The 25,771-nt window shown below is 72.2% G+C and carries 18 protein-coding genes and 2 tRNA genes; 11 read left to right on the top strand and 9 right to left on the bottom strand.

The features are described 5' to 3' along the window. Window position 1: 1 nt before the first annotated feature. Window positions 2-2,521 carry a catalase gene (locus tag WME97_RS11310; RefSeq protein WP_437551909.1) on the bottom strand — a complete coding sequence of 840 codons (2,520 nt, stop codon included), beginning with the start codon at window positions 2,519-2,521 and terminating at the stop codon, window positions 2-4. A gap of 683 nt (window positions 2,522-3,204) precedes the next feature. On the opposite strand from WME97_RS11310, the gene WME97_RS11305 reads away from it, so the two are divergent. Then, on the top strand, window positions 3,205-4,416 hold the full coding sequence (locus tag WME97_RS11305) for a lipase family protein (protein ID WP_437551908.1): 1,212 nt from the start codon (window positions 3,205-3,207) through the stop codon (window positions 4,414-4,416). A gap of 685 nt (window positions 4,417-5,101) precedes the next feature. On the opposite strand, the gene WME97_RS11300 is transcribed toward WME97_RS11305, so the two are convergent. The 3 genes from WME97_RS11300 to WME97_RS11290 form a co-directional block, all read right to left on the bottom strand. Further along, window positions 5,102-5,174: transfer RNA gene (locus tag WME97_RS11300), tRNA-Arg, on the bottom strand. 125 nt (window positions 5,175-5,299) lie between these two features. After that, window positions 5,300-6,313 carry a hypothetical protein gene (locus WME97_RS11295; RefSeq protein WP_437551907.1) on the bottom strand — a complete coding sequence of 338 codons (1,014 nt, stop codon included), beginning with the start codon at window positions 6,311-6,313 and terminating at the stop codon, window positions 5,300-5,302. A gap of 157 nt (window positions 6,314-6,470) precedes the next feature. Beyond that, window positions 6,471-6,878: a VOC family protein gene (locus WME97_RS11290; protein ID WP_437551906.1), complete on the bottom strand. Its 408-nt coding sequence runs from the start codon at window positions 6,876-6,878 to the stop codon at window positions 6,471-6,473. A gap of 206 nt (window positions 6,879-7,084) precedes the next feature. Between WME97_RS11290 and WME97_RS11285 the strand changes: the two genes are divergently transcribed. Beyond that, window positions 7,085-7,158, top strand: a tRNA-Pro gene (locus WME97_RS11285). A 178-nt stretch (window positions 7,159-7,336) separates the two neighbouring features. Next, window positions 7,337-7,927 (top strand): serine protease, encoded by a 591-nt coding sequence (locus tag WME97_RS11280; RefSeq protein ID WP_437551905.1) that lies wholly within the window; start codon window positions 7,337-7,339, stop codon window positions 7,925-7,927. Between the two features lie 49 nt (window positions 7,928-7,976). Here WME97_RS11280 and WME97_RS11275 read toward each other — a convergent pair whose 3' ends face one another. Together WME97_RS11275 and WME97_RS11270 are read right to left on the bottom strand one after the other, a co-directional pair. Continuing rightward, the gene (locus WME97_RS11275) at window positions 7,977-8,771 is read right to left on the bottom strand and encodes an MXAN_2562 family outer membrane beta-barrel protein (RefSeq protein ID WP_437551904.1); all 795 of its coding nucleotides are present in this window, start codon (window positions 8,769-8,771) and stop codon (window positions 7,977-7,979) included. Further along, window positions 8,768-9,985 carry a hypothetical protein gene (locus WME97_RS11270; RefSeq protein ID WP_437551903.1) on the bottom strand — a complete coding sequence of 406 codons (1,218 nt, stop codon included), beginning with the start codon at window positions 9,983-9,985 and terminating at the stop codon, window positions 8,768-8,770. Before WME97_RS11270 ends, WME97_RS11275 begins: the two co-directional genes overlap by 4 nt. Before the next feature lie 348 nt (window positions 9,986-10,333). On the opposite strand from WME97_RS11270, the gene WME97_RS11265 reads away from it, so the two are divergent. The 5 genes from WME97_RS11265 to WME97_RS11245 all read left to right on the top strand — a co-directional run bounded on the left by WME97_RS11265 (window position 10,334) and on the right by WME97_RS11245 (window position 18,914). After that, on the top strand, window positions 10,334-13,945 hold the full coding sequence (locus WME97_RS11265) for a HEAT repeat domain-containing protein (RefSeq protein WP_437551902.1): 3,612 nt from the start codon (window positions 10,334-10,336) through the stop codon (window positions 13,943-13,945). A gap of 200 nt (window positions 13,946-14,145) precedes the next feature. Further along, the gene (locus tag WME97_RS11260) at window positions 14,146-15,666 is read left to right on the top strand and encodes a DUF6600 domain-containing protein (protein WP_437551901.1); all 1,521 of its coding nucleotides are present in this window, start codon (window positions 14,146-14,148) and stop codon (window positions 15,664-15,666) included. 45 nt (window positions 15,667-15,711) lie between these two features. Next, window positions 15,712-16,347, top strand: a complete 636-nt coding sequence (locus tag WME97_RS11255; protein WP_437551900.1) for a hypothetical protein — start codon at window positions 15,712-15,714, stop codon at window positions 16,345-16,347. 442 nt (window positions 16,348-16,789) lie between these two features. Further along, window positions 16,790-18,241, top strand: a complete 1,452-nt coding sequence (locus WME97_RS11250; protein ID WP_437551899.1) for a DUF6600 domain-containing protein — start codon at window positions 16,790-16,792, stop codon at window positions 18,239-18,241. Window positions 18,242-18,287: 46 nt separating this feature from the next. Beyond that, complete coding sequence (locus tag WME97_RS11245; protein ID WP_437551898.1) at window positions 18,288-18,914, top strand: hypothetical protein; 627 nt, start codon at window positions 18,288-18,290, stop codon at window positions 18,912-18,914. Window positions 18,915-18,987: 73 nt separating this feature from the next. Here WME97_RS11245 and WME97_RS11240 read toward each other — a convergent pair whose 3' ends face one another. Then, window positions 18,988-20,550, bottom strand: a complete 1,563-nt coding sequence (locus tag WME97_RS11240) for a M16 family metallopeptidase (RefSeq protein WP_437551897.1) — start codon at window positions 20,548-20,550, stop codon at window positions 18,988-18,990. Then, entirely contained in the window at window positions 20,547-22,091 is a 1,545-nt protein-coding gene (locus tag WME97_RS11235; RefSeq protein WP_437551896.1) for a M16 family metallopeptidase, read from the bottom strand. The genes WME97_RS11240 and WME97_RS11235 overlap by 4 nt, the downstream gene beginning before the upstream one ends. Window positions 22,092-22,288: 197 nt before the next feature. On the opposite strand from WME97_RS11235, the gene WME97_RS11230 reads away from it, so the two are divergent. The 3 genes from WME97_RS11230 (at window position 22,289) to WME97_RS11220 (ending at window position 25,159) form a co-directional block, all read left to right on the top strand. Continuing rightward, window positions 22,289-22,447 (top strand): hypothetical protein, encoded by a 159-nt coding sequence (locus tag WME97_RS11230; RefSeq protein ID WP_437551895.1) that lies wholly within the window; start codon window positions 22,289-22,291, stop codon window positions 22,445-22,447. Window positions 22,448-22,892: 445 nt separating this feature from the next. Continuing rightward, on the top strand, window positions 22,893-24,134 hold the full coding sequence (locus tag WME97_RS11225; RefSeq protein WP_437551894.1) for a hypothetical protein: 1,242 nt from the start codon (window positions 22,893-22,895) through the stop codon (window positions 24,132-24,134). After that, window positions 24,131-25,159 carry a hypothetical protein gene (locus WME97_RS11220; RefSeq protein ID WP_437551893.1) on the top strand — a complete coding sequence of 343 codons (1,029 nt, stop codon included), beginning with the start codon at window positions 24,131-24,133 and terminating at the stop codon, window positions 25,157-25,159. Before WME97_RS11225 ends, WME97_RS11220 begins: the two co-directional genes overlap by 4 nt. Before the next feature lie 63 nt (window positions 25,160-25,222). Here the strand turns inward: WME97_RS11220 and WME97_RS11215 are convergent, their stop codons facing one another. Further along, window positions 25,223-25,762 (bottom strand): GNAT family N-acetyltransferase, encoded by a 540-nt coding sequence (locus WME97_RS11215; protein ID WP_437551892.1) that lies wholly within the window; start codon window positions 25,760-25,762, stop codon window positions 25,223-25,225. Window positions 25,763-25,771: the final 9 nt, after the last annotated feature.

Genomic DNA, 25,771 nt, shown 5'->3' with positions numbered 1-25,771 from the left:
ATCAGACCGCCGGCGGCTCGGTCTGGCGCTGCCACGCGCGGTGCATGGCGATCGCCTTGACGAACGCCGGCGCCGCCGCGGACACCGCGTCGTCCGGCAGGACGAGCAGGCCCGGGTCGGCCCCCGCGGCCGCCTTGATGCCAGCGGCCTCGGCGAGCGGCGCCGCCGACGCTGGCACGAGCAGCGGCTTGCAGTGGCGGTACTGGAGCTGGACGAACTCGACAGCGAGCCCGTCGCGCGCGAGCGCCGCCGCGCCCTTGCCGGGCAGCAGCGCCGCAGCGTCGAAGAGGACGCTCGGGGCCGCCTCGATCGTCACCTCGACCGGCAGCTCGTCGCCCTCGGCCGTGCGCACCACCCCGAGGCGCGCGCCGACGTAGCGCGGCACCGCGCCCGCCAGCAGCAGCGCCTCGTAGAGCGCGCCCGCCTCCGCCCCGCTCACGCCGTCGGCGACGACGATCGCGACGCGGCGGCCGAGGATACGGCCATCGCCGGGCCGGGCGAACAGCGACAGGGCCGGCGACACCGCGACCTCCGGGTCCTTGACGGGCGGCGCCACCATCGAGAGCGGCTCGGGGAGCGGCATGCCGAGGTCGGCCGCGACCTGCGCGGCCAGCCCCTCGTCGACGTTCCGCAGCATCCGGACCATGCGCTCGCGGATCGCCTGCGTCTGCACGCGCGTCAGCTCGAAGCGGAAGGCGCGCGCGATGTGCTGGCGCTCGACGGGCGTCTGGCTCGCCCAGAAGAGGCGCGCCTGCGTGTAATGGTCCGCGAACTTCTCGGGCTTCGCGCGCAGCTTGCTCGGCTCGGTCGCGGCCTGCTGCGCCAGGAGCCGCTCGGCGACCGAGGCGAAGCCGCGCGCGCCGGCCTGGAAGGGGCAGCCACCGGCGAGCGAGTTGGGCTCATAGTTCACGCGGCCGCGGTTGATCGCCTGGCGGTGGAACCCGTCGCGCTGGTTGTTGTGCACCTCGGCGACAGGCGCGTTGATCGGGATCTCGTGGAAGTTCGGCCCGCCGAGGCGCGTGAGCTGCGTGTCGAGGTACGAGAAGTTGCGCCCCTGGAGCAGCGGGTCGTTCGTGAAGTCGATGCCAGGCACGATGTGCTGCGTGCAGAACGCGACCTGCTCCGTCTCGGCGAAGAAGTTGTCGGGGTTGCGGTTCAAGACGAGCCGGCCGACGGTGCGCAGGGGCGCGAGCTCCTCCGGCACGATCTTGGTCGCGTCGAGCACATCGAAGCTCCACCGCTCGGCCTCGGCCTCCGTGAACGTCTGGATCTGCAAGAGGTACTCGGGGAACGCGCCGCCCTCGATGGCCTCCCAGAGATCGCGACGGTGGAAGTCGGGGTCGGCGCCCGCGATCTTCACCGCCTCGTCCCAGTCGAGCGAGTGCGTGCCGAGCACGGGAGTCCAGTGGAACTTCACGAGCGTCGCCTCGCCGGCCGCGTTGACGAGCCGGAAGGTGTGCACGCCGAAGCCCTGCATCGTCCGGAAGCTGCGCGGGATCGCCCGGTCGCTCATCTGCCACATGACCATGTGCATCGACTCGGGCATGAGCGAGATGAAGTCCCAGAAGGTGTCGTGCGCGCTCGACGCCTGCGGCATCTGGTGGTGCGGCTCGGGTTTGACGGCGTGCACCACGTCCGGGAACTTCATCGCGTCCTGGATGAAGAAGACGGGGATGTTGTTGCCGACGAGATCCCAGTTGCCCTCTTCGGTGTAGAACTTCACGGCGAAGCCGCGCACGTCGCGCACCGTATCGGCGCTGCCGCGCTCGCCCGCCACGGTCGAGAAGCGCACGAAGACAGGCGTCCGCTTGCCGACCTTGGCGAAGGGCGCGGCCTTGGTGACCGAGGTGATGTCCTCGGTGCACTCGAAGTAGCCGTGCGCGCCCGAGCCGCGCGCGTGCACCACGCGCTCGGGGATGCGCTCGTGATCGAAGTGCGTGATCTTCTCGCGCAGGATGAAGTCCTCGAGCAGCGTCGGGCCGCGCAGCCCCGCGCGCAGCGAGTTCTGGTTGTCCCCGACGGGCACGCCCTGGTTCGTCGTGAGCGCCCGACCGAGCGAGTCGACCCGATGCTTCTGCAGAGGCCCCTGGTTCGGATTTTCGCCCGGCGCCGCCTTGGCGCCGTTCTTCTCGGACTCGTTGCTCTCGGTGATCGTGCTCGCGGTCGCGTCGAGGTTCTCGGGCTTCGCCGTGGCACCTTGCGGCGGCTGTGGCATTTTGCCGCGTAGCGCGTACTCGGCGCCTTTGTTCACGTTCTCGGGAATCGCGGCGACGAGCGCTTCCGTGGCGTCGATCTTCGCGTCGAGGCGGTCGGCTGCTGCCGCGTGGCGCACCCGGGCGTCCTCACTGCTCGTCCCGCTGCCGAGCGCGGTCGCCGCGCGCTCGAGGAGGCTGCGTTTCGTCCGTGCCGCCCGCGGCTTCGCCGACGGGCCACCCATCGATTGCTTCGCGCTGCCCGCGCCCTTCTCGGTCGGCGCCGGCACACTGGACGACGGCTTCGCGGGGTCTTTGCGTTCGGTCATGAGATGTCCTCCGGGGAGCCGGGCTTTCAGCAAAGGGCGCACCAACGCGCGAGCTTCAGGCAAGCGCGGGCGACGGACGCGCGGCCGAGCCCGTTGCGGCGCATCGGTCGGCCCGCCGTGGCCTGGTGGAGCGTCGCCGTGCCGCCAGCCGCGGCGATGGCCGGGCGGCCGCCTCACGCGATGGGCTCGGCGGGGAGCCCGTGCGCGCCTCAGCGTGGATCCCCCGGGAGACTGCTCTCCGTCGTGCCTGGCGATGCACATGCGCGCACAGGCAGGGCGCGCGTGAGCCCGAGTTCCTCCGACCGCAAGGCCGGACGAGCCATATCGTCGACCCCGGCGGGAGCCGCCAGGAGCCGTGCTCATGACGATGGCTGGGCGGTTACGAGCTCGCTCCATCGGAAATGAGGCTGCCGCCACCTCGGTCCGAACGGCGAGCCGGCGAGAAATCCGTGGAACGTCGCGGCTCCAGGTACGCCCCCGTATCGCCCCTTTCCTGAAGCCATTCTCCAGTACCTCCCAGACCAGGGAGGCGCTCTCTTGAGTGGGGATCGACGCGTGGCCTCGCACCACACACATTAAACGCGGCGACGCTCGACATCTCAACCCACAAAACGTCCATCATCAAAAGCCAACACACCGACGTCATTAAAGAACATCAGAACACACAACCAACAGAGGAACAGATGATTTTCGAGAGCATTCACGCCGCCGGGCGCCCCGTGCCCGCCACCAGTCACATGGGGCTACGAGGAGCACAGGGCCTCGCAGGCTTCTTTCAAAAGCCCGAACAGAGCCTGGAAACAAGCAGAAAGGGATTTTACGATCGCAAGGCCTCCGAGCTCCTCGCATTCGCATCGTCATGGACGTACTCGAACATCGGCGCGTACGCCTACGCGATGGCAAACCATGGACTGACCAACAATGACAGCGTCTCCATCACGCTCACGAACGACGCACTATTCGTTGACACGTCCGCATTCATCCTCCAAAGCCAATCCAAGAACGTCGTAATCATCTCTTTTCGAGGGACCAAAGTCCGTGGCACCATCAACTGGCTCACGGACGCGACCGCCCGACGCGAATCGTTTCTCTCCGCCGGAGAAGTCCACGGCGGCTTTCACCGCGCCATTCGGGCGATATGGCCTATACTCAGGCCATTGCTCTTGGCCGCCGCCGAACGGAGATCCATTTGCGAAGAGCTCGAGCATCAAAAGCGAATATGGTTAAAATCGTGCGGAGATACCGCGCCGCATCCGTTCCCGGCCAACGAACCCACGCGAACGGAAGAAGAGGCATCAGCCACAGCCGAAGGGTTGCCCGCCCCAGCGACTAAAGGAGGTGTCAGGCCGAACGCGCGGCCAGCGTGCGCTCCGGTCGCCAACAATCCGCCCGCGTTCTACATCACGGGACACAGCTTGGGGGGGGCTCTCGCGGTTCTTGCCGGTGCGATACTTCATCGAGACGACGATTTCAGCACCCGATTCGGCTCTGCCGTTCGTGGCATTTACACCTACGGACAACCGATGGTCGGCGACTCCACTTTTGCCCGCGAGCACAAGGACAACATCGGCACGATCCTATTTCGCCATGTATACGAGAGAGATATCGTACCTCGACTTCCGCCCATCACCATGGGCCGGTTCGAGCACATTGGCCGCGAGTATCACTCGACCGAAACAGGATGGGCGCTGAAGACCGAGCCCGTGCGCAGGACGCTGACGGCAGGCCTCAGCAATATTATAGGCATCGCAGCCTGGTTAACGCAGGACGTGCTCCCCATCAGATGGCTACGCCTCCCATTCTCCTGGGGCCACCACTCACCGATCAACTATATGCGAGCGTCAATGATCGCGGATCCGGGGGCCGAGTTCGATCCCTTTGCGCCCACCGTGTGAGCGCAGCCTGCCGTAGAAGAGGACCTTGTGCCGCCCCTCAGGTTGATGATCCGGTTCACCCGGCGCGGGCGCCTGGGGGGCGTGAGCGAAGCACGAAAGCAACCGAGGCCCAGGTTCAGGGGTGTAGAGCGAAAGTTACCGTCGCTCGACGAGGCTCGGTGCACGCAGAGCAACGAAGGCGCCTCGCGCGCCTGCAGTTCCCGCTTGCGCCCGGCTCGGCGGCCCGCGACGACGGACCAGTCCTCTCGTCAGGCCCCCCATCCGCTCGGACGGCGCCATCTGGGCCATCAGCTCGCGACGACGGCGGAGCGCATCGCGCTCCGCGCGGCGCCTGGTCGCGGAGTCTGCCCGCTCGATCCGCCGCGCGGTCGCCATGGTGCTTCGAACGAATCCAGCGGGCGCCAGACCCGAGCGGGCGCTCGTGAGCTCGGCCAGCCATTGGAGACGCCGCCCACCCCGAGCTCAAGCGTCCTCCCCGGTCGCAGGCTGGCACGGACGCGGCTGGACGAGGTGAAGGAGCTCCTCGGCCACGCCGACATCAGCGCCACGTGCCCCCTGACAGGCTAGGCCCTGAACGCCGCGGCCAAGGAGGCTCAGCAAGCGTCAGGTGCATGGGCAGCTCGATCTGCCCACAGCCTGCCCATGACACCTGGGCCCGTCCTCGTAAGTGCCCGAAATCCTTCGGCACCCCCGGCAAGAATTGAACTTGCGACCTTCGGTTTAGGAAACCGCTGCTCTATCCACTGAGCTACGGGGGCAGGGGCGACAGCCGCTACGGGGGCCGGACCCTGGCACACCTCGCCTCACGCATCAAGCCAGATCCCAGCCCGCTCTTCCGCCGCGCCTCACCGCCGCGCGTTCCTCCGGCCTCCGCGCGCCTCGATCACTTCCACACCTCGCCCCAGAGCGCCGCCCCGATCGCCAGCGCGCCCGCGCCCCGCATCAGCCCTGCCCGCAGCGCCGCCACGGCGCGCTCGCGGTTCCCCCGCACCACCCGGGCGATCTGCTGCGCCCCCCGGTAGGCGTGGGTCGGCCTCACCACCTCGACCTGCACCTCGTCCCCGAGGCCGAGATCGATCCTCTCCCCCGTCCCCTTCCCCCCGGCCCACGCATCGCTCCCCGCTGCGCCGTCGTCTCCCGCCGCCATCACCCCCATCGCCCCCGCCTCGATCTCCGCTGCGATCCGCTCCGCGACCTCGTCCCCCGCCCCGCTCCGCTCCCGCGGCAGCTTCAGCACCCTCGCGATGTCCATCGCGTCCATCGCGCACATTCCCCCCACCACGCCGAACCCCATCGCCGCCACGAGGCGCCCCAGGTCGGGCGCCGCCGCCCCCGCCAGCCCCGACCCCAGCTGCAGCGCCACCGCGATCACCGCCGCCGTGGCCGCCCACACCGCCCGCCGATCCGAGAGCGCCACGATCGAGCCGGCGCGCGCCCGCCCGACGCGGTTCGCGGCGCTCAGCACCACCGCGAGCGCCGGGACGAACGGCAGCGCGATCACCGCGCCGGCCGCCGCGCCGAAGATCATCGCTGCCGGCCCCGCGACGAGCCCGATGATCAGCCCGTTCACAGCGCCGGCCGCCACGATGGCCCACAGCGCCGGCACGCCCTCCACGAACGGCCCCCGCCGGGTCCATTTCCCCGGCGCGTCGACCCACGGCAGACCGTCCGCCGGCGCATCGCCCGCGCCGAACGCCATCGATCCATCATCCCGGACGCCTCCGCTCCGCGGCGTCAGGTAGTAACCCAGCAGCGCCGCGACGATCGGGGTCACACCCGCGAGCCAGAAGCGGAGCGCGTGCTCGTCCGTCGCGAGGACGTCGGCCGCGAGCCAGCCGCCCACGAGCCCGATCGCCCCGCAGGGGAGCACGAGCGACACGGGCGCATCAGGTGACATGGAATCGGGCGTTGAACGCGGCATCTCGAAGCCCTCCGGCTCGTTCGTTCCCCTTTGACGCGCAGGCCCTCGAGCAGCTTCCAGATCCCTGGCGCGCCGCCCGACCTTCCATCATCTCACCACGGCGCTCCACGCGCACTGCACACGGTCCGCGCCATCAGCCCGGCCCCGCCTGCGGGTGCGGGTAGTGGCTGAGCGCCACCACGTTCCCGTCGGGATCGCGCGCGTACATCGTGTAGGCGCTCTCCCGCTCGACGATCACGCCGCCCGCGGCCAGCCGGCGGCGCCACGCCTCCCGCTCGGACGGCGTGATCCCGAGGGCGACGCAGTGCCAGCCTGGCGCCTCGTCCGCACGCATCGGCTCGGCGGCGCCCGCCCGCTCCACGGCCAGAAAGGCGCCGCCCCCGAGCTCGAGCCACACCGACCGAGGCGCTCCGGCCTCGTCCGTCCAGCGCCGCACCACCGGCAATCCGAGGACGCCCGCGTAGAACGCCTCGGCCCGCACCAGATCGCGCACGACCACGGCCAGATGATGGACCGACAGCGACGCTACCGTCCCGCTCATACAGCGCCCTCATTTCAGCGCCTTTCACGCGGCGACGCACCTGAAAAGCCACGCGGGCGCCGCGCAGCCGACGCCTCGCCGACGCCGGGCGCTCGATCGGCCGGCGCCGGGCGCTCGACGCGTTCGACGCGTTTGACCATCGGCGCGACCTGTCTTGCCCCGGCAGGGCGCCTCGTCTATGGTCCCGCTCGCGGACGCGCTCTGCCCGGGGAGTCGCACAGTCCGGTAGTGCACGAGCTTTGGGTGCTCGTTGTCGCGGGTTCAAATCCCGCCTCCCCGACCCTCTCCGACGATCCTCGCCCCTCGCGAGCCCGGCGGCCCCGGGAGCCCGGTGGCCCCGGCCCTACGGCTCAGCTGGATCGCCGCTCGCGTCCCCGTCGCATCCGCCATCGCCCCGTCATCGCACCCGCCGCGCATCGAACTTGGCCTCCTCGGGTCCGCTGCGCATAGTCCCGCCGATGTCGACGCCCGTAAGACTCCTGCTCGGCGCATGTCTCTCCCTGTCCGTCGTCGCAGGGTGCGGCGGGCCGCAGACGGCCGCCCCGGCAGCGGCTCCGGCGCCGCGCGCGCAGAGCGCGGCGCCGCCCAAGCAGGCGGTGCCCGCCGGGCAGCTCGCCCGCGCCGACGTCGACCGGGTGCTGCTGCAGGGGCCGCCCTGGATCCTGCGGCGCGTGCCGGTCGAGGAGGTCGTCCGGGCGGGCGCGTTCATCGGCTGGAAGATCCTCGCGCTGCCCGCGGACTGGAGCAGCATCGAGCTCAAGACCGGCGACGTCGTCACCCAGGTCAACGGCACGACCCTGGAGCGCCCGGACGACCTGTTCGCGGCCTATCGCGCCCTGGCCAGCGCCAGCGAGCTCAAGATCACGTACGAGCGCGAGGGCGCCGCGCGCGAGCTCGTCGTGCCCATCGTCGGAGCCCCGTCCAAGGAGACCGTCGAGACCTTCGCGAGCGACAGCCCCCCGCGCCGCGCGACGACCGCCCGGCCGCGGGGAACGACGGTGATCGAGGAAGACGACGGCGGCGCGCCGCTCGAAGGCAGCGCGCCGTGAAGCGCGTACCGGCGCCGCGCGCCGCGCACCCATTGCGCGGCGCCGCGCCTCACATGTCGAAGGCGAGCCCCAGGACCCACGTCGAGGTGCCGACGTGCATCTGCGGGCGCGAGCCCAGCCCGTCGAGGTTCGCGAACATCCACTCGCCGAACAGGTACGTGTGGTTGATGCCCGTCGTCTCATCGAGCTGGGAGGCCGAGCGGCGGTCCAGCCAGTTGAGCGCGAGCATCCCGCCGAACGCGAGGTGCGTGCCCCAGGTGATGCCCTCGCCCCGGACGCCATCGGGCTTCGGCGTGACAGGGCCCGACGTCGAGGTCCATAACCCCATCCCCAGGCCCACCTTCGCGTAAGGCACGATCGGGACGCCCGTCTTGCGCATCAGCTCGTCGGCGCGCAGGACGGCGGACAGGTGGATCGGCATGATGGTGAGCGAGGTCTCCTCCGCCTCGGCCCTCTCGTCGCTGCCCTTCACGAAGGCCGCCGCCGACGCCGACGTGTACCCCCAGCCGAACCCTGGGCCGATCGCGCCGACGTACGGGATCCGGAGCGGCAGCCAGTCGACCTCGACCCCGAAATAGAACTCCTGGCCATCGCCGAAGGTCTTCCCGTAGGGGCCCGCCCCGGAGAACTCCTCGTCGACCTGGGGAGAGTACGGGGCGAACCGGAGCTCGAACGCGAAGCTCTGAGGAGACGCATAGCGCTCCTCTCGCTGGATCCTCGAGCGATCGTGCTGCCGCCAGTCGCCCATCCCGGGGCTCGTTTGGGCGCCGGCGACGGAGGCGGCGAGGAGCGCCGCGCTGCCGGCGAGGCAGGCGGCCGCCCGATGACGGAGATGACAGCTCATTCGCTCTCCTGCGTGAAGGAACGCGCGTGCGTGTGCGCGTGGCGTCGACGACGGCTCCTGCGCAGCAACCCGAGCGCCGCGCCGGCCGCGACGGCGGCGAGCGGCGCAGCGGCCCACCGGCCCGCCCCCACCGGCCCTTCGATGCTGCAGAAGCCCCCACCGGCTTGCCCGCCGGCGTCCCGGTACTGCTCGAAGAACCCGTCGACGTCGGTCGCGGTCGCACAGGAGATCGCCGACAGCGGCCCGGCATTGCCCACCTGGTCATAGGCCGCGACGCCGACGACATACGACCTGCCGTTGACGATGTTCTTCGTGGCCTCGCCACGGCTGCCCCTCCCCACGCTGCCGCACTGCTGCGCGGAGTCCGGGATCTCCCCCGGCACCAGGAGCGACGAATGGCAGCCGGAGCTGCCGCCGCTCGTCGTTCCCCCGCCGGTTCCCGCCGCGCCGTCGCCTCCGCCGGCTGCCCCGCCGCCGGCTCCCGCCGCGCCGTCGCCTCCGCCGGCTGCCCCTGCCCCGCTCGAGGCAGGCGAGGACTGCCCGCCGTCGTCGCAGTAGAGATAGTAGCCGAGCACTTCATCGGCCTCGTTCTGCGTGTAATCGACGAGGATACGCCCATCGCCGGAGTGCGCTTGCACGTCCGTCGGCGGCTTCGGGCCCTGGAGGTCCACCTTGGTCTGCTCCCATTTCGCGAACTCCGGCTCGCTGTCGTCCGCGCTGGAGAGCCGCAGGAAGTAAACGACCATCTTGACCGCCTCGGTGCTCCCCCGCGACGTGTCCTCGCAGTCGTCGGCGCCGAGCAGCTCCTTCGCGATCTCCTTGGCCGGCAGCGTGACGACCACCGTCTCATCCACGCCGGGCGTCACCGGGAGCCGCTTGCAGTAATCGCCGGGCTGGCGATTCTCGGCCTGGGTGCAATCCGTCGACTCGGTGACCCACACCTCGAGGCTATCGCTGCTCGTCGGGTTGGTCAGCGTGAGCGTGAGCTCCAGATCGTTGCCGGTGACGCAGTCCTCATGGCTTATCCAGAGGGGGTTCTGCGCGTCCGGGCGAGTGACCTTGGTGCGCACCACCTGGCTGCTGATGTTCACCGTCGCGCCGGCCTGTCGCGCGCCTCCGGCGAGCGCCGCCGCCGCGAGGGCCACCGCGCACAGCCGGGGGAGATGCCGCCGCCCTCGCGGCCGGAGCCGGACGGGATACCTTGTCGTGTCCATGGGCGCGTCCTTTCAGCACAGCTCGTACCACGCCGCAAATGCCTCGCACAGCCCTTCGAACGGCGCGGAAATCGTTCGTGCGCCCGCGTGCGCCCGCGCCGGATGCCGCGTCGAACGCGCCCTCGGAGGCCCCTGCGGTCCCGTCGGAGGCGTCCTCGACGCCCCACCTCGGAGGCTCGGAGGCGCGCCGCATGACGAGCTGGCCATGGTCACCGTCCATTCCTGACAAGTTGGCATCGGTGCCGCGGAGCAGGGTGAGCGGACCGCCGCGCAGCGCCATGGGCCGGCGGACGGGCTGCGTGGCCCGAAACACGCGCTCTTCGAGAGAGCTCGGCTAGCTTGAGGCAGGTGGATTCGACCGACGCCGCTCCCCCGCAGCCGGGCTCGAAGGCAGGGCCGAGCGCGAAGGAGCGCGCCACGGCGCCGGAGACGGTGCGCTCTGGGCAGCCCGGCCAGCCCAGCGCGCGCCCGGAAGGCGCGCCCGCGTCCCCCGCGTCCGGCGCCACCCCGTCGGTGCGCCCGACCTCGAGCCGGCCCAGCCGGCTGGCGCCGAGCGGCGCCGCCCCTGACGCCCACACGGCCGTCCTCGGCGTCCCCCTCACCCGCGTCGAGCTGCACCGGACCGCGCTGCTCTTCTGCCTGCTCTTCCTCGCCGCCCTCCTCTTCGTCGTCGGCCGCTCCGCGCGCGACGCGCTCTTCCTCACCAGGTTCCCCGTCACCTGGATCGCGCCGATGTGGATCGTCTACGGCGTCGCCTCCGCCGTCGCCGCGCTCGCGTACGACCGCGTCGCCCGCCGCCTGCCGCGCGCCCAGCTCTGCGTCGCCTTCGCCCTCTTCGGCGCCGCCACGTTCGCGCTGCTGCGCGTGCTCATCGGCCAGGAGGTGCGCGCCGCGTACCTGGTCTTCTACATCTGGTCCGAGATCATCGCGAACTTCACCGCCGTCCTCGTCTGGGCCGTCGCCCAGGACCTGCACGACCCGCGCAGCGCCAAGCGCCTCTTCGGCCTGATCGGCAGCGGGCGCGTCGTCGGCACCGTCGCCTGCGGCTTCGCGACGGGCGCCGTCGTGCGGTGGATCGGCACCGAGAACCTCCTGTTCGTGCTCATCGCGGCGCTCCTCGCCATGGCCGCGCTCACGAGCGCGCTCGCGCGGCGCTACCCGCTCGGGCGCCCCCCGTCCGGCGACGAAGAGCTCCTCCAGGCCCGCCTTCCGCGCATGGACGTGTGGCGATCGCGCTACGCCCTCACCGTCGCGCTGCTGACCTTCCTCCTCTTCACGGTCCTCACGATCGGCGACTACCAGTTCAAGGCGATCGCCCTCACGGCCTACCCCCACGTCGACGACCTCACCCGGTTCATGGGGTTCCTCTACGGCGCCGTCGGCGTGGTCGGCCTCCTCGTGCAGCTCGTCGCGACCCCCCGGGTCCTCCGGCGCCACGGCGTGCTCGGCGGGCTGCTCGCCATGCCGGCCGCGTTCACCGCGAGCACCGTCGCGCTGCTCGCGGCGCCGTCGCTCGCCTGGGGCGCGATCCTCAAGCTGAGCGACAACGCGCTGCAGCTCACGATCTACGACGCGACGATGCAGCTCTTGTTCTTCCCGTTCCCGCCGGCGCTGCGGGAGCGGGTGCGGACGCTCGTCTCCGCGATCGCCAAGCCCCTCGGCTACGGGCTCGGCGCGCTGATCCTGCTCGCCGTGGCGCCCACCGCCGCGACGGGCCCCGCGCTCGTCGAGGAGGCCGCGTGGATCGGCGTCTACTCCCTCCCGCTCTGCGTCGCCACCATCGCCCTCCTCCCGCTCGTGCGGCGCGGCTACTTCGACGCCATGCGCCGGACGTTGATGCGCCGCCAGATCGAGCCGGACAGCGTCGCGTACGGCCCCCAGACGCGCGCGATCCTCAAGGAGGCGCTCTACAGCCGCGCCATGGTGCAGGTGCTCTTCGCGGTCGAACAGCTCCAGCAACTCGACCCGACCCTCGTGCGCGAGGCCGTGCCCGCGCTCGCGCGCCACGGCTCGGCCAGGGTGCGCGCGCTCGCGGTGCGCCTCGCGGCCGAGCTCGAGCACGAGGAGGGCGCGAGCATCGCGCGCGCGGCGATCCACGACCGGAACACCGACGTCCGCGTCGCCGCCGTCGCCGCGCTCGCCGCGCTGCTGCGGGAGGACGCCCACGACGAGCTGCTCGCGCTCGCGCGGGAGGGCGCCGCGCCCCGCGCCGCCGCGGACGCGCCCGGCGGCGAGGCGCTCCGGGCCGCCGCGATCGCCGCGCTCCTGCGCTACTGCGGCCTCGACGGCATGCTCGAGGGCGCGCCGCGGCTGCGCGCGCTGCTCGACAGCCCGTCGCCCCGCGATCGCGTCGCCGCCGCCAGGATCCTCGGCCTGGTCGGCCACGCGTCGCTCCAGCGCGCGCTCGCGCGGCTCATCGGCGATCCCGATCCCGCGGTGCGGCGCGCGGCCGTGCGCTCCTCGTCGAGCGTCGCCGACCCGCGCCTGCTCCCCCTGCTCGCGGACGCGCTCGCCGAGCGCGCCCTCGCGCCGGCCGCGGCCCGGGCCATCGAGGCGCTCGGCGACGACGCCATCCCCGAGCTCGCGGCGCGCCTCGGCGACGACGACACCCCGCGGGCCGTGCGGCTCGCGATCCCGCGGGTGCTCGCGCGGCTCTGCAGCCACGACGCGCTCGACGTGCTGCTCGCCCGGATCGACGACCCGAACGAGGCCCTCCGCCAGAAGGTGCTCGCGTCGGCGTCGCGCCTGCGCCTCGCGCTGCGCGCGCCGCCGGCGCCTCTCCGCGTGATCCGCGCCTGCATCGACGACGAGACGCTGGAGCACGTCCGCACGCGCGAGGCGTACATCGCGGTGCGCCCCCGCGTCGTCGGCGCGCTGCTCGATCAGCACCTGCTCCGCCGGCTGCGGAAGGGGCTCATCCGCGTGCTCCGGCTGTGCGAGCTCGCCTACCCGCGCGAGGTCGTCGCCCTCGTGCGAACCCACGTCTTCGGCCCGGATCCCGCGCTGCGGGCCAACGCGTTCGAGGTGCTCGAGTCGCTGCTCGACCGCCGGCTGCGCGAGCGCCTCGTCTCCCTCGTCGAGCGGCTGCTCGAGCTGTCCGCGGCGTTCCCCCGGAGGCCCCTGCCGCCGGAGGCCGGGGTCATCTCCTGGATCCGCCACGAGATCGTGCGCGGCGACCCCTACAGCGCCGCGCTCGCGCTCGATGCCGTCGCCCGGAACTCCATCTCCGGCGCCGCCGGGGACGCGCTCGCCGCGACCTACGATCCGGACCCGCTGGTCCGCGAGGCGGCCGCCATCGCGGTCGCCGTCACGTCGCCGCCGGGCGCCGGCGAGCGGCTGGACGCGCTGCGGGCCGATGAGGATCCCGCGGTGGCCCGTTACGCACGATACTGGGCGGTCACCGGCGGCACCGGCATCGACCCCGAGGACGAGATGTACACGACGATCGAGAAGGTCCTGTTCCTCCAGCGTGTTCCGCTCTTCTCCCGCGTGGCCGGCGACGATCTGGTGGCGCTGGCGCGCGGCTCGCTCGTTGTGTCGCTGGCCCGGGGCGACGTCATCTTCCGCCAGGGCGAGCCTGGCGGCGCGCTCTACTCGATCATCTCGGGCGAGGTGAGCCTCACGCTGGACGGCCGCGAGATCGCGCGCCTCGGCGCGAACGACGTGTTCGGCGAGATGTCGCTCTTCGACAGCGAGCCGAGGGCCTCGACCGCGGTGGTGACCGAGGACGCGGAGCTGCTCCGGGTCTCCGCCGAGGATTTCCACGAGGCGGTGCGGGAGACGGCCGAGATCGCGGACGCCGTGATCCGGGTGCTGAACCGGCGCCTGCGCGAGGCCGACCGCAAGCTGGCCGACGCGCACGCGCGGCTGTCGCTCCTTCCGAGGCCGCCGGCGCTGCCCGGGAGAGCGCCGCCTCCGGGGGACGAGACGCCGGCGCTCGACGACAGCGATCTGGACTGAGGAGCGCCGCGTGCTCGCTCGATCGAGCGAGCGCTGCCGGTCCACGCCGCCTGGTGCGCGGCGCGGGCGATGTGGACCGTTGTTTGCAGTGCAGCTGCAATATTCGAGCGCTCAGGGACGTCCAAGGGCGGCCGAAGAGGTCTCGGGACCCCCGAGGCCAGCCTGACCTCTCCCTGGCACGTCTCTCCGGAAGGACCCGCATGGTATCGATGTATTTCCCGCTGTTCGCTTCCCTTTCGCGCCCTTCGGCCGCGGCGCCGCGCCTCTTCGGGGCGCGGCTCCGCCGGCTCGGGGGCGCGCTGCCGCTGGCCGCCGCGCTCATGGCCGCGCCCGCATGCGCCGCCGCCGAGGGGTATCCGCAAGGCGCGAGCTACGCCCCGTACGGCGCTGATGAGACCTTTCCTTCACAGCCCGCCGCGACCCGGCCGGTCCAGGTCGAGGTCCGCGTGAGCGCGCAGACGCAGCTCGAGGCGGACGAGTACGAGGACACGGATCCGAGCGCCCTGATCGAGTTCTACCGGCCGCTCGCCCCTTACGGCACCTGGGTCGACGACCCGAGCTACGGCAGGGTCTGGGTGCCTTCCTGGTCCGAGGTTGGCCTCAATTTCGCGCCCTACCAGACCGACGGGCACTGGGCGCTGACCGACGACGGCGAGTGGCTCTGGGTCAGCGACTACGCGTGGGGTCACATCCCCTTCCACTATGGCCGCTGGATCCGGACGACCGGCCACGGCTGGGCGTGGATCCCGGGGCGCGCGTACGCGCCGGCGTGGGTCGTCTGGCGCGTCGGCGATGACGGCTATGTCGGCTGGAGCGCGATGCCGCCCACCTACTCCTGGCGCGACGGCGTCGCGGTCCCGCTGCGGACCGTTCCCCCTGAGGCGTATGTCTTCTGCCCGACGACGCACGTGTTCCACGATCACGTCGACATGCATGTCGTCCGCGATCGCGATGAGATCCGGCGCATCACCAGGCGCTCGCGCACCTACAGGCCGGCGCTGCCGACCGCGGGCAGGCCCCAGCGCAGCTGGGTCCGCCCGGATGGCGCGGAGCGATCGAGCCCGTCCGGCCGGAGCCGTGCTGGCGGCTATCGCCCGGCGTCGCCCTCGCTCGTGGAGGTCGGCATTCCGTCGTCGGACGCGCCGAGGTTCCGCGGCAGGCCGGACCCGCGCGCTCTTGCCTATTCGCGCAAAGCGGCGACGCCGAGCGCGCACGTCGCGCCGGCGCCGGTGCCGCGTCTCTCGGCGCCCCCTGCTCCCTCGGGCGGCGACCGGCCCCAGGCGCGCGTGCTGCACGCCCCGAGGACACCCGCTTACCCTGCCCCGACCCCGGAGCCGCGCGTCAGCGCCACGCCGCACGTCGTCGCCCCGCCGCCTGCTACCGCCGCGCCGCGGGTCGGCGCCACGCCGCGCGTCAGCGCCACGCCGCGGGTCGGCGCCACGCCGCGCGTCGGTGCCACGCCGCGCGTCGGTGCCACGCCGCGCGTCGGCTCCCCGCCGACCACGTCACACGCGGTCCCGCACCACGCGCCGTCGGTCTCGGCGCCTCGACCGATGCGACCGGCGACACCGGCACCGTACGCGGGCGCGACGGTCGCGAGGCCGCCTGCGAGCCCGAGCGCGCCGCCGTCCCCGGCGCGCCCGAGGATTCACATCCCGTCAAGCCCGGCTGCGGAGGAGGCGGCGCCGGCGCCTGCATCCGGTCGCCCGCAGTCGAGGTGACGCGTGGTCCACGTATTGCGACGTCCGCGCGCAGGAGAAGAACCGATGACTGCTCCCGCCGACTTCATGAAGCGTCGTTCCGTGGGGATATGGTCGTTCCTGCTCGTCGCTGCGCCCCTCGGCTTGGGCGGCTGCGTTCTCGCCGACGACGAGGATGCCCGCCGCGATGAACCCCCGGTGCACAACGGCGACGAGGACGAGGAGGACAGCCGCGTCCCTCCGCCACGTGCACCCGCGGGCGACCCCCGGCTCGTCGCCATCGATACGGGCGCGGTCCTGAGCAGCCCGCCGGGCGAGGGCATCGGCATCTTCATCGAGTACGCCCCCGGCGGGACGTGGAAGCTCTGGACGACCTGCGACAGCAACACCTCGAAGGTCATCTGCAGCTTCGATCTCTATGTCTCGGTGGACACGTCGTCCCAGCTGTTCGACGTCGTGGGGATCGAGCTCGAGACGAAGGACTCGACGCGCCTCGTGAGCGATGGCGTCGCGCATCTCCACGCAGAGACCGGCTCGGACATCGACGCGATGGAGTTCACCACGACCCAGGGCGCCATCATCCGGCTGGAGGCCTACGTCGACGGGGTCCTGCAGCCTCGCTTCGTCTACTGGTTCGGCAACGGCGTCCTGCACCAGGGCGCGCCCAGCAACCCGCTCGACTTCAAGCCGACCGCGCCCTGAGGGCGATCCCGCCGCTCCTCCCGCTGCCCGCGCGGCGGGAGGAGCCCCTGGCGAGGGCGCGCGCCGCTGCCTCAACCTCGGTCGGGTGCCGACACCTCAACCTCGGTCGGGCGCCGACACCTCAACCTCGGTCGGGCACCCATGCCTCAACCTCGGTCGGGTGCCGCTGCGGCCTCAACCTCGGTCGGGTGCCGCTGCTGCCTCAACCTCGGTCGGGCACCCATGCCTCAACCTCGGTCGGGTGCCGCTGCTGCCTCAACCTCGGTCGGGCACCCATGCCTCAACCTCGGTCGGGTGCCCCGGCGCATGGCACGCAAGCGCGGCGCTCCGGATGGTGGCCTGCAATGTGCAATGTCGGGCGCGCAGGGACGTCTGAAGAGATCTGAGGGCGCCCGAGGCCAGCCCGACCTCTCCCTGGCACCCCCCTCCAGAAGGACCCATCATGCTGCCGATGCCTTTCCCGCTGTCCGCATCCCCCTTGCGCCCTGCACCCGCGGCGCCGGGCATCCCCGGGGCCCGGCTCCGCGGGCTCGGCGGCGCCCTGCCGCTGCTCGCCGCGCTGATCGCCGCGCCCGCGAGCGCCGCCGCCCAGCCCGCCGAGCCCCCGTCGGTTCAGGTCGACGTCCGCGTGAACGCCGAGATCGAGGCGGACGAGTACGAAGACACCGACCCGAGCGCCCTGGTCGAGTTCCAGCAGCCGCTCGCCGCGTACGGCACCTGGATCGACACCCCGGGCTACGGCACGGTCTGGGTGCCCTCCGCGGTCGTGGTCGGCCCGGATTTCGCGCCCTACCAGACAGCAGGCCACTGGGCGCTGACCGACGACGGCGACTGGCTCTGGGTCAGCGACTACGCGTGGGGCCACATCCCCTTCCACTATGGCCGCTGGGTCTGGATCTCCTCCCACGGCTGGGCCTGGATCCCGGGGCGCACGTACGCCCCGGCGTGGGTCGTCTGGCGCGTCGGTGACGCCGGCTACGTCGGCTGGGCCCCGATGCCGCCCACCTACTACTGGAGCAGCGGCGTCGCGGTCTCGCTGTGGACCGTTCCCCCGGCGGCGTACGTCTTCTGCCCGACGACGCACGTGTTTCATCGCCACGTCCACACGCACGTCGTCCGCGATCGCGCGGTCGTCCGGCGCATCGCCGCGCACTCGCACACCTACAGGCCGGCGCGGCCGACCGCTGGCAGACCCGGGCACGCCGACGTCCGCCCGCGCGGCGATGGTGGCGCGGGTCGCCCGAGCCCGCCCCACGGCATCCGTCCTGGCGGCTATCGCCCGGCGTCGCCGTCGCTCGCGGAGGCCGGCGTTCCCTCCTCGGCCGCGCCGAGGCACCGCGACAGGCCGGATCCTCGCGCCCTTGCTTATTCGCGCAGGAGCACGACGCCGAGCGCACGCCTCGCGTCCCCTCCGGCGCGCCGTCCGGCGTCACCCGCGGGCGACGACCGTCGCGCGGCGCCCGCGCTGCGCACGCCGCTGCACCCGCGGGGGACGCCCGGCGGCGACGCTCCGGCCCCGATCGCCAGGCCCGGCCTCCCCGCGCGGGGCGTCTCCGACGCGAGCGCGCTGCCCCGCAGCGGCGCGAGCCCATCGCACCGGCCCTCGCGGCCGACGGTCACGCCGCCGTCGCCCGTCCCCGCCCCGGAGCCGCCGGCCGCCTCGGCGCCGCGCGCCGTCGGCACGCCGGCCGCCAAGCGTGCCCTCCCGCACCGATCGCCGTCGGCCACGGCGCCGCGGCCGCTGCCGCAAGCGACGCCGGCGCCGCAACCGAGCTCGAAGCCGCGCGCGTTCCCGAGCGCGCCGTCGTCCCCGCCGCGCCCCAGGATCCACCTTCCGTCAGGCCCGGCTCCGGGGAAGACGGCGCCGGCGTCCGGTCGCCCACGGTCGAGGTAGCGCTTTGGTCCACGTCTTGCGACGTCCACGAGCAGGAGCAGATCCGATGACTCTTTTCGCTGACTTTGTGAAGCGTCGTTCACTGGGGCTGTGGTCGTTCCTTCTCGTCGCTGCGCCCCTCGCCTCGGCCGGCTGCATCATCGTCGACGAGGACCGCGACCACGATGGCCATCACGTCCACGACGACTGGGACGACGGCGACGACGACACCGTTCCCCCGCCGCCCGCGGACGACGTGCGGCGCGTCGCCATCGACACGGACGCCACCCTGAGCACCGAGCCGGGCGAGGGCGTCGGCGTCTTCGTCGAGTACACGGAGGGCGGGACGTGGACGCTCTGGACGACCTGCGACACCAACATCTCCAAGGTCGTCTGCAGCTTCGATCTCTATGCCTCGGTCGACACGGCGTCCGAGCTCATCGACCTGGCGGGGATCGAGATCGAGAAGACGGACGAGACGCGCCTCGTCGACATCGGCGTCGCGTATTTCCACGCCGAGACCGGCTCGGACATCGACGCGATGACGTTCGCCACCACCCCGGGCGCCATCGTCCGGCTGGAGGCCCACCTCGACGGGGCGGAGGAGCCCCGCTTCGTCTACTGGTTCGGCGACGGCGTCCTGCACGAGGGCGCGCCCAGCAGTCCGATCGACTTCGAGCCGACCGCGCCCTGAGGGCGCGCTCGTGCCGCCCGCTCCTCCCGCTGCCCGCGCGGCGGGAGGAGCGCTTGGCCAGGGCGCGCGCCGCTCAGGGCTCTTTCTTCGGCTGGATCGGCTGCCCCTCGACGTCCCACGCCTCCGGCTCGCCGAGGCCGATCCCCTGGAGCTGCGGCAGGATCTCCTGCCGCGGTCCCACCACCACGACGGTCGCCGTCTTCGGATCCACGGCCCTCGCGAGCTCCGCGAGGCTCGCCAGCGTCGCGCTCTGCCGCGCCTTGCTCGCGTCGCCGTCGAACGTCTCCGGCAGCTTCAGCCGCGCCAGCGTACCGAGGCGCTGGGCGGTGCGGTTCACGGTCTCGTAGGCGGAGACGAGATCCGCGCGGTCCTGCGCCTGCACCTTCGCCAGCTCGTCCCGGGTCAGCCCGGAGTCGGCCATCTTGGCGAGCTCGGCGAGCATCTCCTTCAGGGCGGGTCCCGTCGCCTCGGTGACGACGGAGGCCCGCGCCACGAACGCGCCCGGCAGCCTCGTCTCGGTGAACGCCGAGCCGGCGCCGTAGGACCAGCCGTGATCCTCGCGCAGGTTCTGGTTCAGGCGCGACGTGAACGAGCCGCCGAGCGCGGAGTTGATCAGCTGGAGCAGCGGCCGCCGAGGATCGCTCGCCGCGACCCCCTCCCGCACGGCCGCGATCACCGACTGCGGCGCCCCCGGGCGGTCGACGAGCACGAGCCGCGGCGGCTTCCACGCCGGCGCGGCGGCCGCCGCGCCCTGCACTGCGCTCGCCGCCGCGCCCTTCGCGGCCGGCGCGGCGCTCGCCGTGGCGCCCTTCGCCGACCACGTCCCGAGATCGCGCGAGAGCGCCTGCTGCAGCTCGTCCCGGGTGATGTCGCCGACCACGGTGATCACCGCGTGGTCCGGGCGCCACGCCGCCTTGTAGAACGCCTTCACGGCCGGCAGCCCGATCGACCTGGCGTCCGCGACCAGGCCGTCGACGGGGTGCCCGTACGGCGTGCCCGGCCCGTAGAGCGCGGCCATCGAGACGAGCCCCGAGACCCGCGTCGCGTCGTCTCCGCGCTTCCTGAGGTCGTTCTGCCAGAGCTCGCTGACGCGCTTCCACTCCTTCGCCTCGAACCGCGGGCGCGCGACGACGTCGGCGAGCAGCGAGAACGCCTTGTCGAAGTTCTTCTTCAGCACGGAGAGCGTCGCGACGCTGCCGTCGGCGCGCGCCCCGACCGAGAGCGTCGCGCCGAGGTCGTTGATCGCGCTGGACAGCTCCACCGCGCTCCGCGTCCCCGCGCCCTCGTCGAGCATGTCCGCGGTGATGTGCGCGAGCCCCGCCGCGCCCTTCGGATCGTCCGCCGCTCCCGACGCGACGCCGATGGCCACGGACACGATAGGCAGCGTGTGGCGCTCGAGCAGCCACACCTTCACGCCGTTCGGCCCGTCGAGCACCACCGGCGCCGGCGGCGTGAACGGCTGCGGCTTCGGCAGCTCCGGCCTGGGCCCGAGCGGGTCCGCAGGCTTCGCGGCCGCCGGCGGGGCGCTCGGACGCGGCGCCTCCGCCCGGGCAGCGGACTGCGCCGGCGTCCTCGGCTCGCAGCCGAGGGCCGCGGCGACCAGCGCGATCATCGCGCCTGCGTGTCTCGCTCTCATTTCGTCACCGCCTTCTTCGCCTCTTCGCTGCCCTTCGGCACGACCCGCAGGATCACCCGGGCGTTGGGGTCCAGGGTGCTCTTCGCGTACGCCTGCAGCGACTCCGCGGTCGCGTCGCGGTAGCGCTTCAGATCCTGCTCCACGAACCCGGGCTGGCCCTTCGCCGTCTCGTACTGGTTGAGCATCGAGGCCCGGCCGGCGACCGACTCGAGCGCCGTCACGAAGGCGGTCTCGTACTGGTTCTTGGCCCGATCGAGCTCCTCGCGGCTCAGCTTCGCGTCCCGCACCTTGGCGAGCTCGGCGTCGATGGCGGCCTCGACCTTCTCGAGCGGCACGCCTGGACGCGCGATCGCCTCGACGGTGAACGTCGAGCCGAGATCGCCGGAGCGCTGCACGGCGCTCACCTCCTGGGCGAGCTGCTTGTCGTAGACGAGGGCCTTGTAGAGGCGGCTCGCCTTCCCCTGCTCGAGCGCCGTGGCGAGGAGGTCGAGCTCGGCGTCGCCCGGCGCGAAGTGCGCGGGGCTGTGCCAGGCCATGATCACCTTGGGGAGGTTCACGTTGTCCTCGATCGTCTTGCGCACGACGCCGCTCAGCTTCACGGGCGAGGGCGTTGTCGCCGCGGGGACGGGCCGCTCCGGGATGCCGCCGAAGAGCCGCTCGATGAGATCGCGCGTCTTCTGCGCATCGAAGTCGCCGGCCACGACGAGGGAGACGTTGTTCGGCACGTACCACCGCCGGAAGAACGTCGTGACGTCGTCGACGGTCGCGGCCTGGAGATCCTCGTGCGAGCCGATCACGGGGTGGTGGTAGGGGTGTCCCTCCGGGTACATGAGCGAGGGCATGAGCAGGTCGACCTTGCCGTAGGGCTCGTTCTCGCTCGTCTGGCGGCGCTCGTTCCGCACGACGTCGCGCTGCGCGTTGAGCTTCGGGAGGTCCATGCTGTCCACGAGCGACGAGAACCGATCGGCCTCGAGCCAGAGCAGGAGCGGCAGCGCGTGGGCCGGCGCCACCTCGTGGTAGGCGGTCCGGTCCTCGCTGGTCCACGCGTTGTTCCAGCCGCCCTCGGCCTCCATCCAGGCGTCGAACTGCTTCGTGGGGACGCGGCGCGTGCCCATGAACATGAGGTGCTCGAACAGGTGCGCGAAGCCGGTGCGCCCCGGCTCCTCGAACCGCGAGCCGACCTTGACCATGAGGTTCAGGGCGACCATCGGCAGCGCGCGGTCCTCGTGGAGGATCACGGTAAGGCCGTTCTTGAGGGTGTACTTGGTGAACGGGATGTCGAGCTTCGGCGCCTGGGAGGCCGCGGCCTGAGCCACCGCGGCGGGCGCGGATGCCGGGGCCGCGGCCGGCGCGGCCGCCGGGGCTGAAGCTGGCGCAGCCTTCGGAGCCGCGGCCGGCGCGGACTTCGGTGGCGAGGACGTGGCCTCGGGCGGAGCTGCCGGGGCAAGCTTCGGCCCGGACAGAGAGAGGGCCGCGGCCACGGCGACCAGGATCGGCCCGGTGGAGCGCGGGAGCGGCGGGTGACGCGCGCGGGTCTGCATGAGCCCGAGGGTTGCGCCGGTCGCGGGCGGGGCGCAAGCGGGCGGGAGCATGGATTGCGGAGACGCGCCCGGCCAACGGGTGCGGTTGTCAAGTTGTCACGGAGGAGGGACGCACGGCAGAACGGAAGGAGCGCGCGGCGCGGGCGGGACGGCGGAGCTTACGAGGGCTGAGCGCCGGCCGAGGTCGCGAGCCCCGCGTGATCGCGGAGCCCCTGGGAGAGGGCGCTGGAGCGCTGGCCGTCCTGCGCGTGGAACTCCTTGATGCGCGCGAGCTGCGCATCGGCGGGCTCGTCGACGTCATCGTCGAGCAGGAACTCGAGGGCCGACTCGAGCTCATCGACATGAGTTCGCTCTGACGGAGTGGAGTGACAACCTCGTCTACGACCGGGCGTTCCACTGCGGGTACCCCCCGGAGAATCAGAGGTTCCACTCGAACCTGCGCGGCGACTACGACGTCGCCGGTCGCTCGACGCCGGTGGCTCGACCCGAACGACGCGAGCCGCGACCGCCGATGGCGAGGCGCCCGCAACCTGCTGTGAAGCACCCTGCGCACCTGGGTAATGCATTGCTCCTCATTCAGGGGTCGCCGCGCTGATCACTTCGCACCTCGCCCCCGCGAAGTAGTCGGTACATTCTGAATTCTCGGAATTTTCGGCATGCGCGGCGCGCGCCCCGACACCGTCTGGCAGGGCACGACGCGTGCTTTGTCGCCTCCGACGCCCGCGAAGCGCCTGATGAAACGCTCGCGTACAGCGCGGGCGGCTTTGCCGCCGTGGAGCTCCTTTGCCTCGTGAGGATGCTTTGAGACGACGTCTGCCTTGGATTCACGCGTGGCTCGCCCCCCTGTCGGCGGCGATGCTCTGGTCCGCGCCTGCCCGTCCCGACGAGCCGCCGCAGCTCTCCTGGGACAAGCCGGTTCGCTGCATCCGGTCGCCGAACGGCGGCGCGGTGCGCGTACAATGCGAGCCAGGGCCGGAGGGCGAGCGCTGCCTCGTCGCGCCCGATCACCTGGCCCACGACGGCGGCGCGCTCGACAAGGTGCAGCCGTGCAACGTGGTTGAAGACACCGAGGCTTACCGGGCCCTGACCGCGCGCGGCGCCCGCCTCGTCGCCGCGATCCCAGAAGCGCCGCCGGGCTACGCGCGCTCGGCCGACGGCAAGGCATTTCAGGTCAAGTTCGATCTCCTGAATCGGCTTTACCTGGGCGCGTCCTGGCTGCCCACGTTCCATGGAGAGAACGGGCTCCCCGTGCCCGCGAGCTTCCCACTGGGCCGCGGGAGGGCCGAGGCCGGCATCCACGTGAGCGTGCTCTCGACGCGCTCCCGCGCCCGCCATGACATGCGCATCCTCGAGGGGACGGCCACGTTCGACGATCTCGAGCTCTCCGGGGTGCTCTTCAGCTACGATTACCAGCACCTGCACCGGCGGCCGGCCCACTGGCTCAGCACCTTCGTTGGCAGGCCGCGGCTTCACGCGATCTCGCCGCGGATGGGCTGGGGCTTCCGGGTTGTGTCGGTGAACGACCGCCCTCCCGCGCGCCGCGACACGCTCGACGTGGAGTTCGGCGAGGTCCACCTCGCGTGGAGTCCGTGGCAGTCGAACGACATGTACAGCCACATCCGGCTCGAGGCGGGCGCCGATCTGGGGGAGTACTGGGAGCGCCGATCGGAGATCGACGACGGCCTGGACACCGGCGCTCTGTACGTCGGCCCGACGGGCGCCCTCAAATCGCGCTTCAGCCTCGGCGAGGGCGGCCTCCACGCGCTCTCGACCGCGTTCACCTACCGGCGCCCGAGCATCGCGGCCGGGAGCGGGAGGGGAGAGGCGATGAACCGACTCGAGGCCACCATCGCCTACGAGGGCATCCTCCTCGCGATCAACGATCAGCCCATCTCGCTGCGGCTCGCCGCGATGGGGGTGAGCCGCAACGACCTCGACAGCGACATTCGCGACGTGGAGGTCAAGGCCGCCGCGGGCCTGCGGGTGTCGTTCTGGGCTCCCCCACGGGTGTTCGAGCCGATGCCCGCCTTCGAGGACCCGTGACGGCTCGGCGCCTCGCCGCGCTGCTCGTCATGGCGGCGGCCGCGGCGCTCTCCCCGCGCGCCGGCCGCGCCGAGCCGGCGCGCGAGGAGAGCGAGCGCGCGGGCAGCGGCGATACCGCTGTTTCCGAGGAAGGCCGGCGCTTCCGCGTGCGCTTCGACCCGGCGAGCCGGGTGTGGCTCGGCGTCGCGTCCGCGCTGCACCGGGGCGCGGGCGGGGCGATCGAGATCGAGCCCGAGATCGACGCGGGCCTGTCCTACCGCGCGCGCAGCGTGACAGGCTCCGGGCCTGGCCGCGTGGTCTGGCAGGCGGATCACCGCGTCCTCGCCGGCCGGGTGTCTCCGGCGGGGCAGGCGCTCGACGGCGTGCCCGCGCTCGACGCGGCGCTGTACGGCGCGTCGTTCTTGCGGCACGACGAATCGCCGCGGGTGGTCTTGCCGATGTCGCCGCCGATCGCGGTCCCCTTCCCCTTCGACATCGGCGTGGAAGCCGAGGTGGGCCGGGTGAGCATCCCCTCGATCCCGCGGCGCGAGGGCGACGGATCGCCGGCGCCGCTGATCCGGGTCGGCGTGGCGCGCGCCACGGCGATCCTCGATCCGTGGCGCACGGGCGAGGCGGGCCGCAGCTTCGAGATCGGGCTCGGGGTCCGTTACGACATCGACGCTTACGCGGAGTCCCCCTCTCCCAAGGGCGCGCCCGCGCGCCGCACGCTCGGTGAGCCCAGGGTGGTCCACCGGATCGCACCGATGACCGCGGGCTCGCTGCGGCTGCGGCTCCAGAGCGGCGACGGGCTGACGGTCTTCGATGGTCGGGGCGACGTCGTCCCGCACTGGACGAGCGAGGAGCGCTGGCGAGTCCTCGTGCGCTCGGCCGCGCACGTCGAGAGGATCCTGGCCGCGATCGACGATCAGCCCATCGCCGCGGTGATCGAGGGCGAATACCGGCTGCTGCCGCCCGCCCTGGATGTGCAGGCGGTCCATGATCTGCGCGTGAGCCTCGGGCTCGCGTTCACGCTGGCGCTGCGCTGAGGCGACGACCGGGTCGAACTGCCAGAAAAGGGTGTGCTGCGTCGTGCAGCGTGCGATCGGAGCTCAGCGGAAGGCGTAGCGTGTCAGCGTCCCGATCACACGCGGCCGGGGCGCGTGGGGGTTCGGCGCCCGCTCGACAGTCATGCCGAGCTTGCGCATCACGGCCTGCGACGCGAGGTTGTCGGGCTCGGTCGTGGCGATGACTTGGTCGAGGCGCTCCTCGTCGAACAGGTGGCGCACTACCGCTCGGGCGGCCTCGGCGGCCAGGCCGCGGCCACGCAGCTCGGCCGCGATGAACCAGTACAGCGCGACGTCCGCGCTGGCGACGCCGCCCGGACCGCCGCGCAGCGAGTCGACGAAGGGCACGACGCCGACCACGCCAACCAGCGTGCCGTCCCTGAGCGTCACGGCTCGCTCCCCGTACGGCGGCTGGTACAGCTCGGCCAGGAACCTGGTGTTCAACACGCACCACTCGAGCCACTCTCGGCGCTGCTCCAGGCTCATTCCCGGCTCGTCGCCGCCATCCAGGATTCGATGGCAGGCATCCAGATCCCCGCGGGTGAAGGGGCGGATCCGCAGGCGCTCCGTCTCGAGCTCGGGCATCACGCGGGG

The sequence above is a fragment of the Sorangium sp. So ce367 genome (assembly GCF_051520455.1).
Classification (GTDB): Bacteria; Myxococcota_A; Polyangia; order Polyangiales; family Polyangiaceae; genus Sorangium; species Sorangium cellulosum_B.
Note: the sequence above shows the minus strand (reverse complement) of the source record. Positions and strands in the feature narration are given on the sequence as shown.

What these genes read in the sequence shown, in the direction of transcription:
- WME97_RS11310 (WP_437551909.1), bottom strand. Translation starts at nt 2,521, where the DNA reads ATGACCGAACGCAAAGACCCCGCGAAGCCGTCGTCCAGTGTGCCGGCG.
- WME97_RS11305 (WP_437551908.1), top strand. Translation starts at nt 3,205, where the DNA reads ATGATTTTCGAGAGCATTCACGCCGCCGGGCGCCCCGTGCCCGCCACC.
- WME97_RS11295 (WP_437551907.1), bottom strand. Translation starts at nt 6,313, where the DNA reads ATGTCACCTGATGCGCCCGTGTCGCTCGTGCTCCCCTGCGGGGCGATC.
- WME97_RS11290 (WP_437551906.1), bottom strand. Translation starts at nt 6,878, where the DNA reads ATGAGCGGGACGGTAGCGTCGCTGTCGGTCCATCATCTGGCCGTGGTC.
- WME97_RS11280 (WP_437551905.1), top strand. Translation starts at nt 7,337, where the DNA reads ATGTCGACGCCCGTAAGACTCCTGCTCGGCGCATGTCTCTCCCTGTCC.
- WME97_RS11275 (WP_437551904.1), bottom strand. Translation starts at nt 8,771, where the DNA reads ATGAGCTGTCATCTCCGTCATCGGGCGGCCGCCTGCCTCGCCGGCAGC.
- WME97_RS11270 (WP_437551903.1), bottom strand. Translation starts at nt 9,985, where the DNA reads ATGGACACGACAAGGTATCCCGTCCGGCTCCGGCCGCGAGGGCGGCGG.
- WME97_RS11260 (WP_437551901.1), top strand. Translation starts at nt 14,146, where the DNA reads ATGGTATCGATGTATTTCCCGCTGTTCGCTTCCCTTTCGCGCCCTTCG.
- WME97_RS11255 (WP_437551900.1), top strand. Translation starts at nt 15,712, where the DNA reads ATGACTGCTCCCGCCGACTTCATGAAGCGTCGTTCCGTGGGGATATGG.
- WME97_RS11250 (WP_437551899.1), top strand. Translation starts at nt 16,790, where the DNA reads ATGCTGCCGATGCCTTTCCCGCTGTCCGCATCCCCCTTGCGCCCTGCA.
- WME97_RS11245 (WP_437551898.1), top strand. Translation starts at nt 18,288, where the DNA reads ATGACTCTTTTCGCTGACTTTGTGAAGCGTCGTTCACTGGGGCTGTGG.
- WME97_RS11240 (WP_437551897.1), bottom strand. Translation starts at nt 20,550, where the DNA reads ATGAGAGCGAGACACGCAGGCGCGATGATCGCGCTGGTCGCCGCGGCC.
- WME97_RS11235 (WP_437551896.1), bottom strand. Translation starts at nt 22,091, where the DNA reads ATGCAGACCCGCGCGCGTCACCCGCCGCTCCCGCGCTCCACCGGGCCG.
- WME97_RS11215 (WP_437551892.1), bottom strand. Translation starts at nt 25,762, where the DNA reads ATGCCCGAGCTCGAGACGGAGCGCCTGCGGATCCGCCCCTTCACCCGC.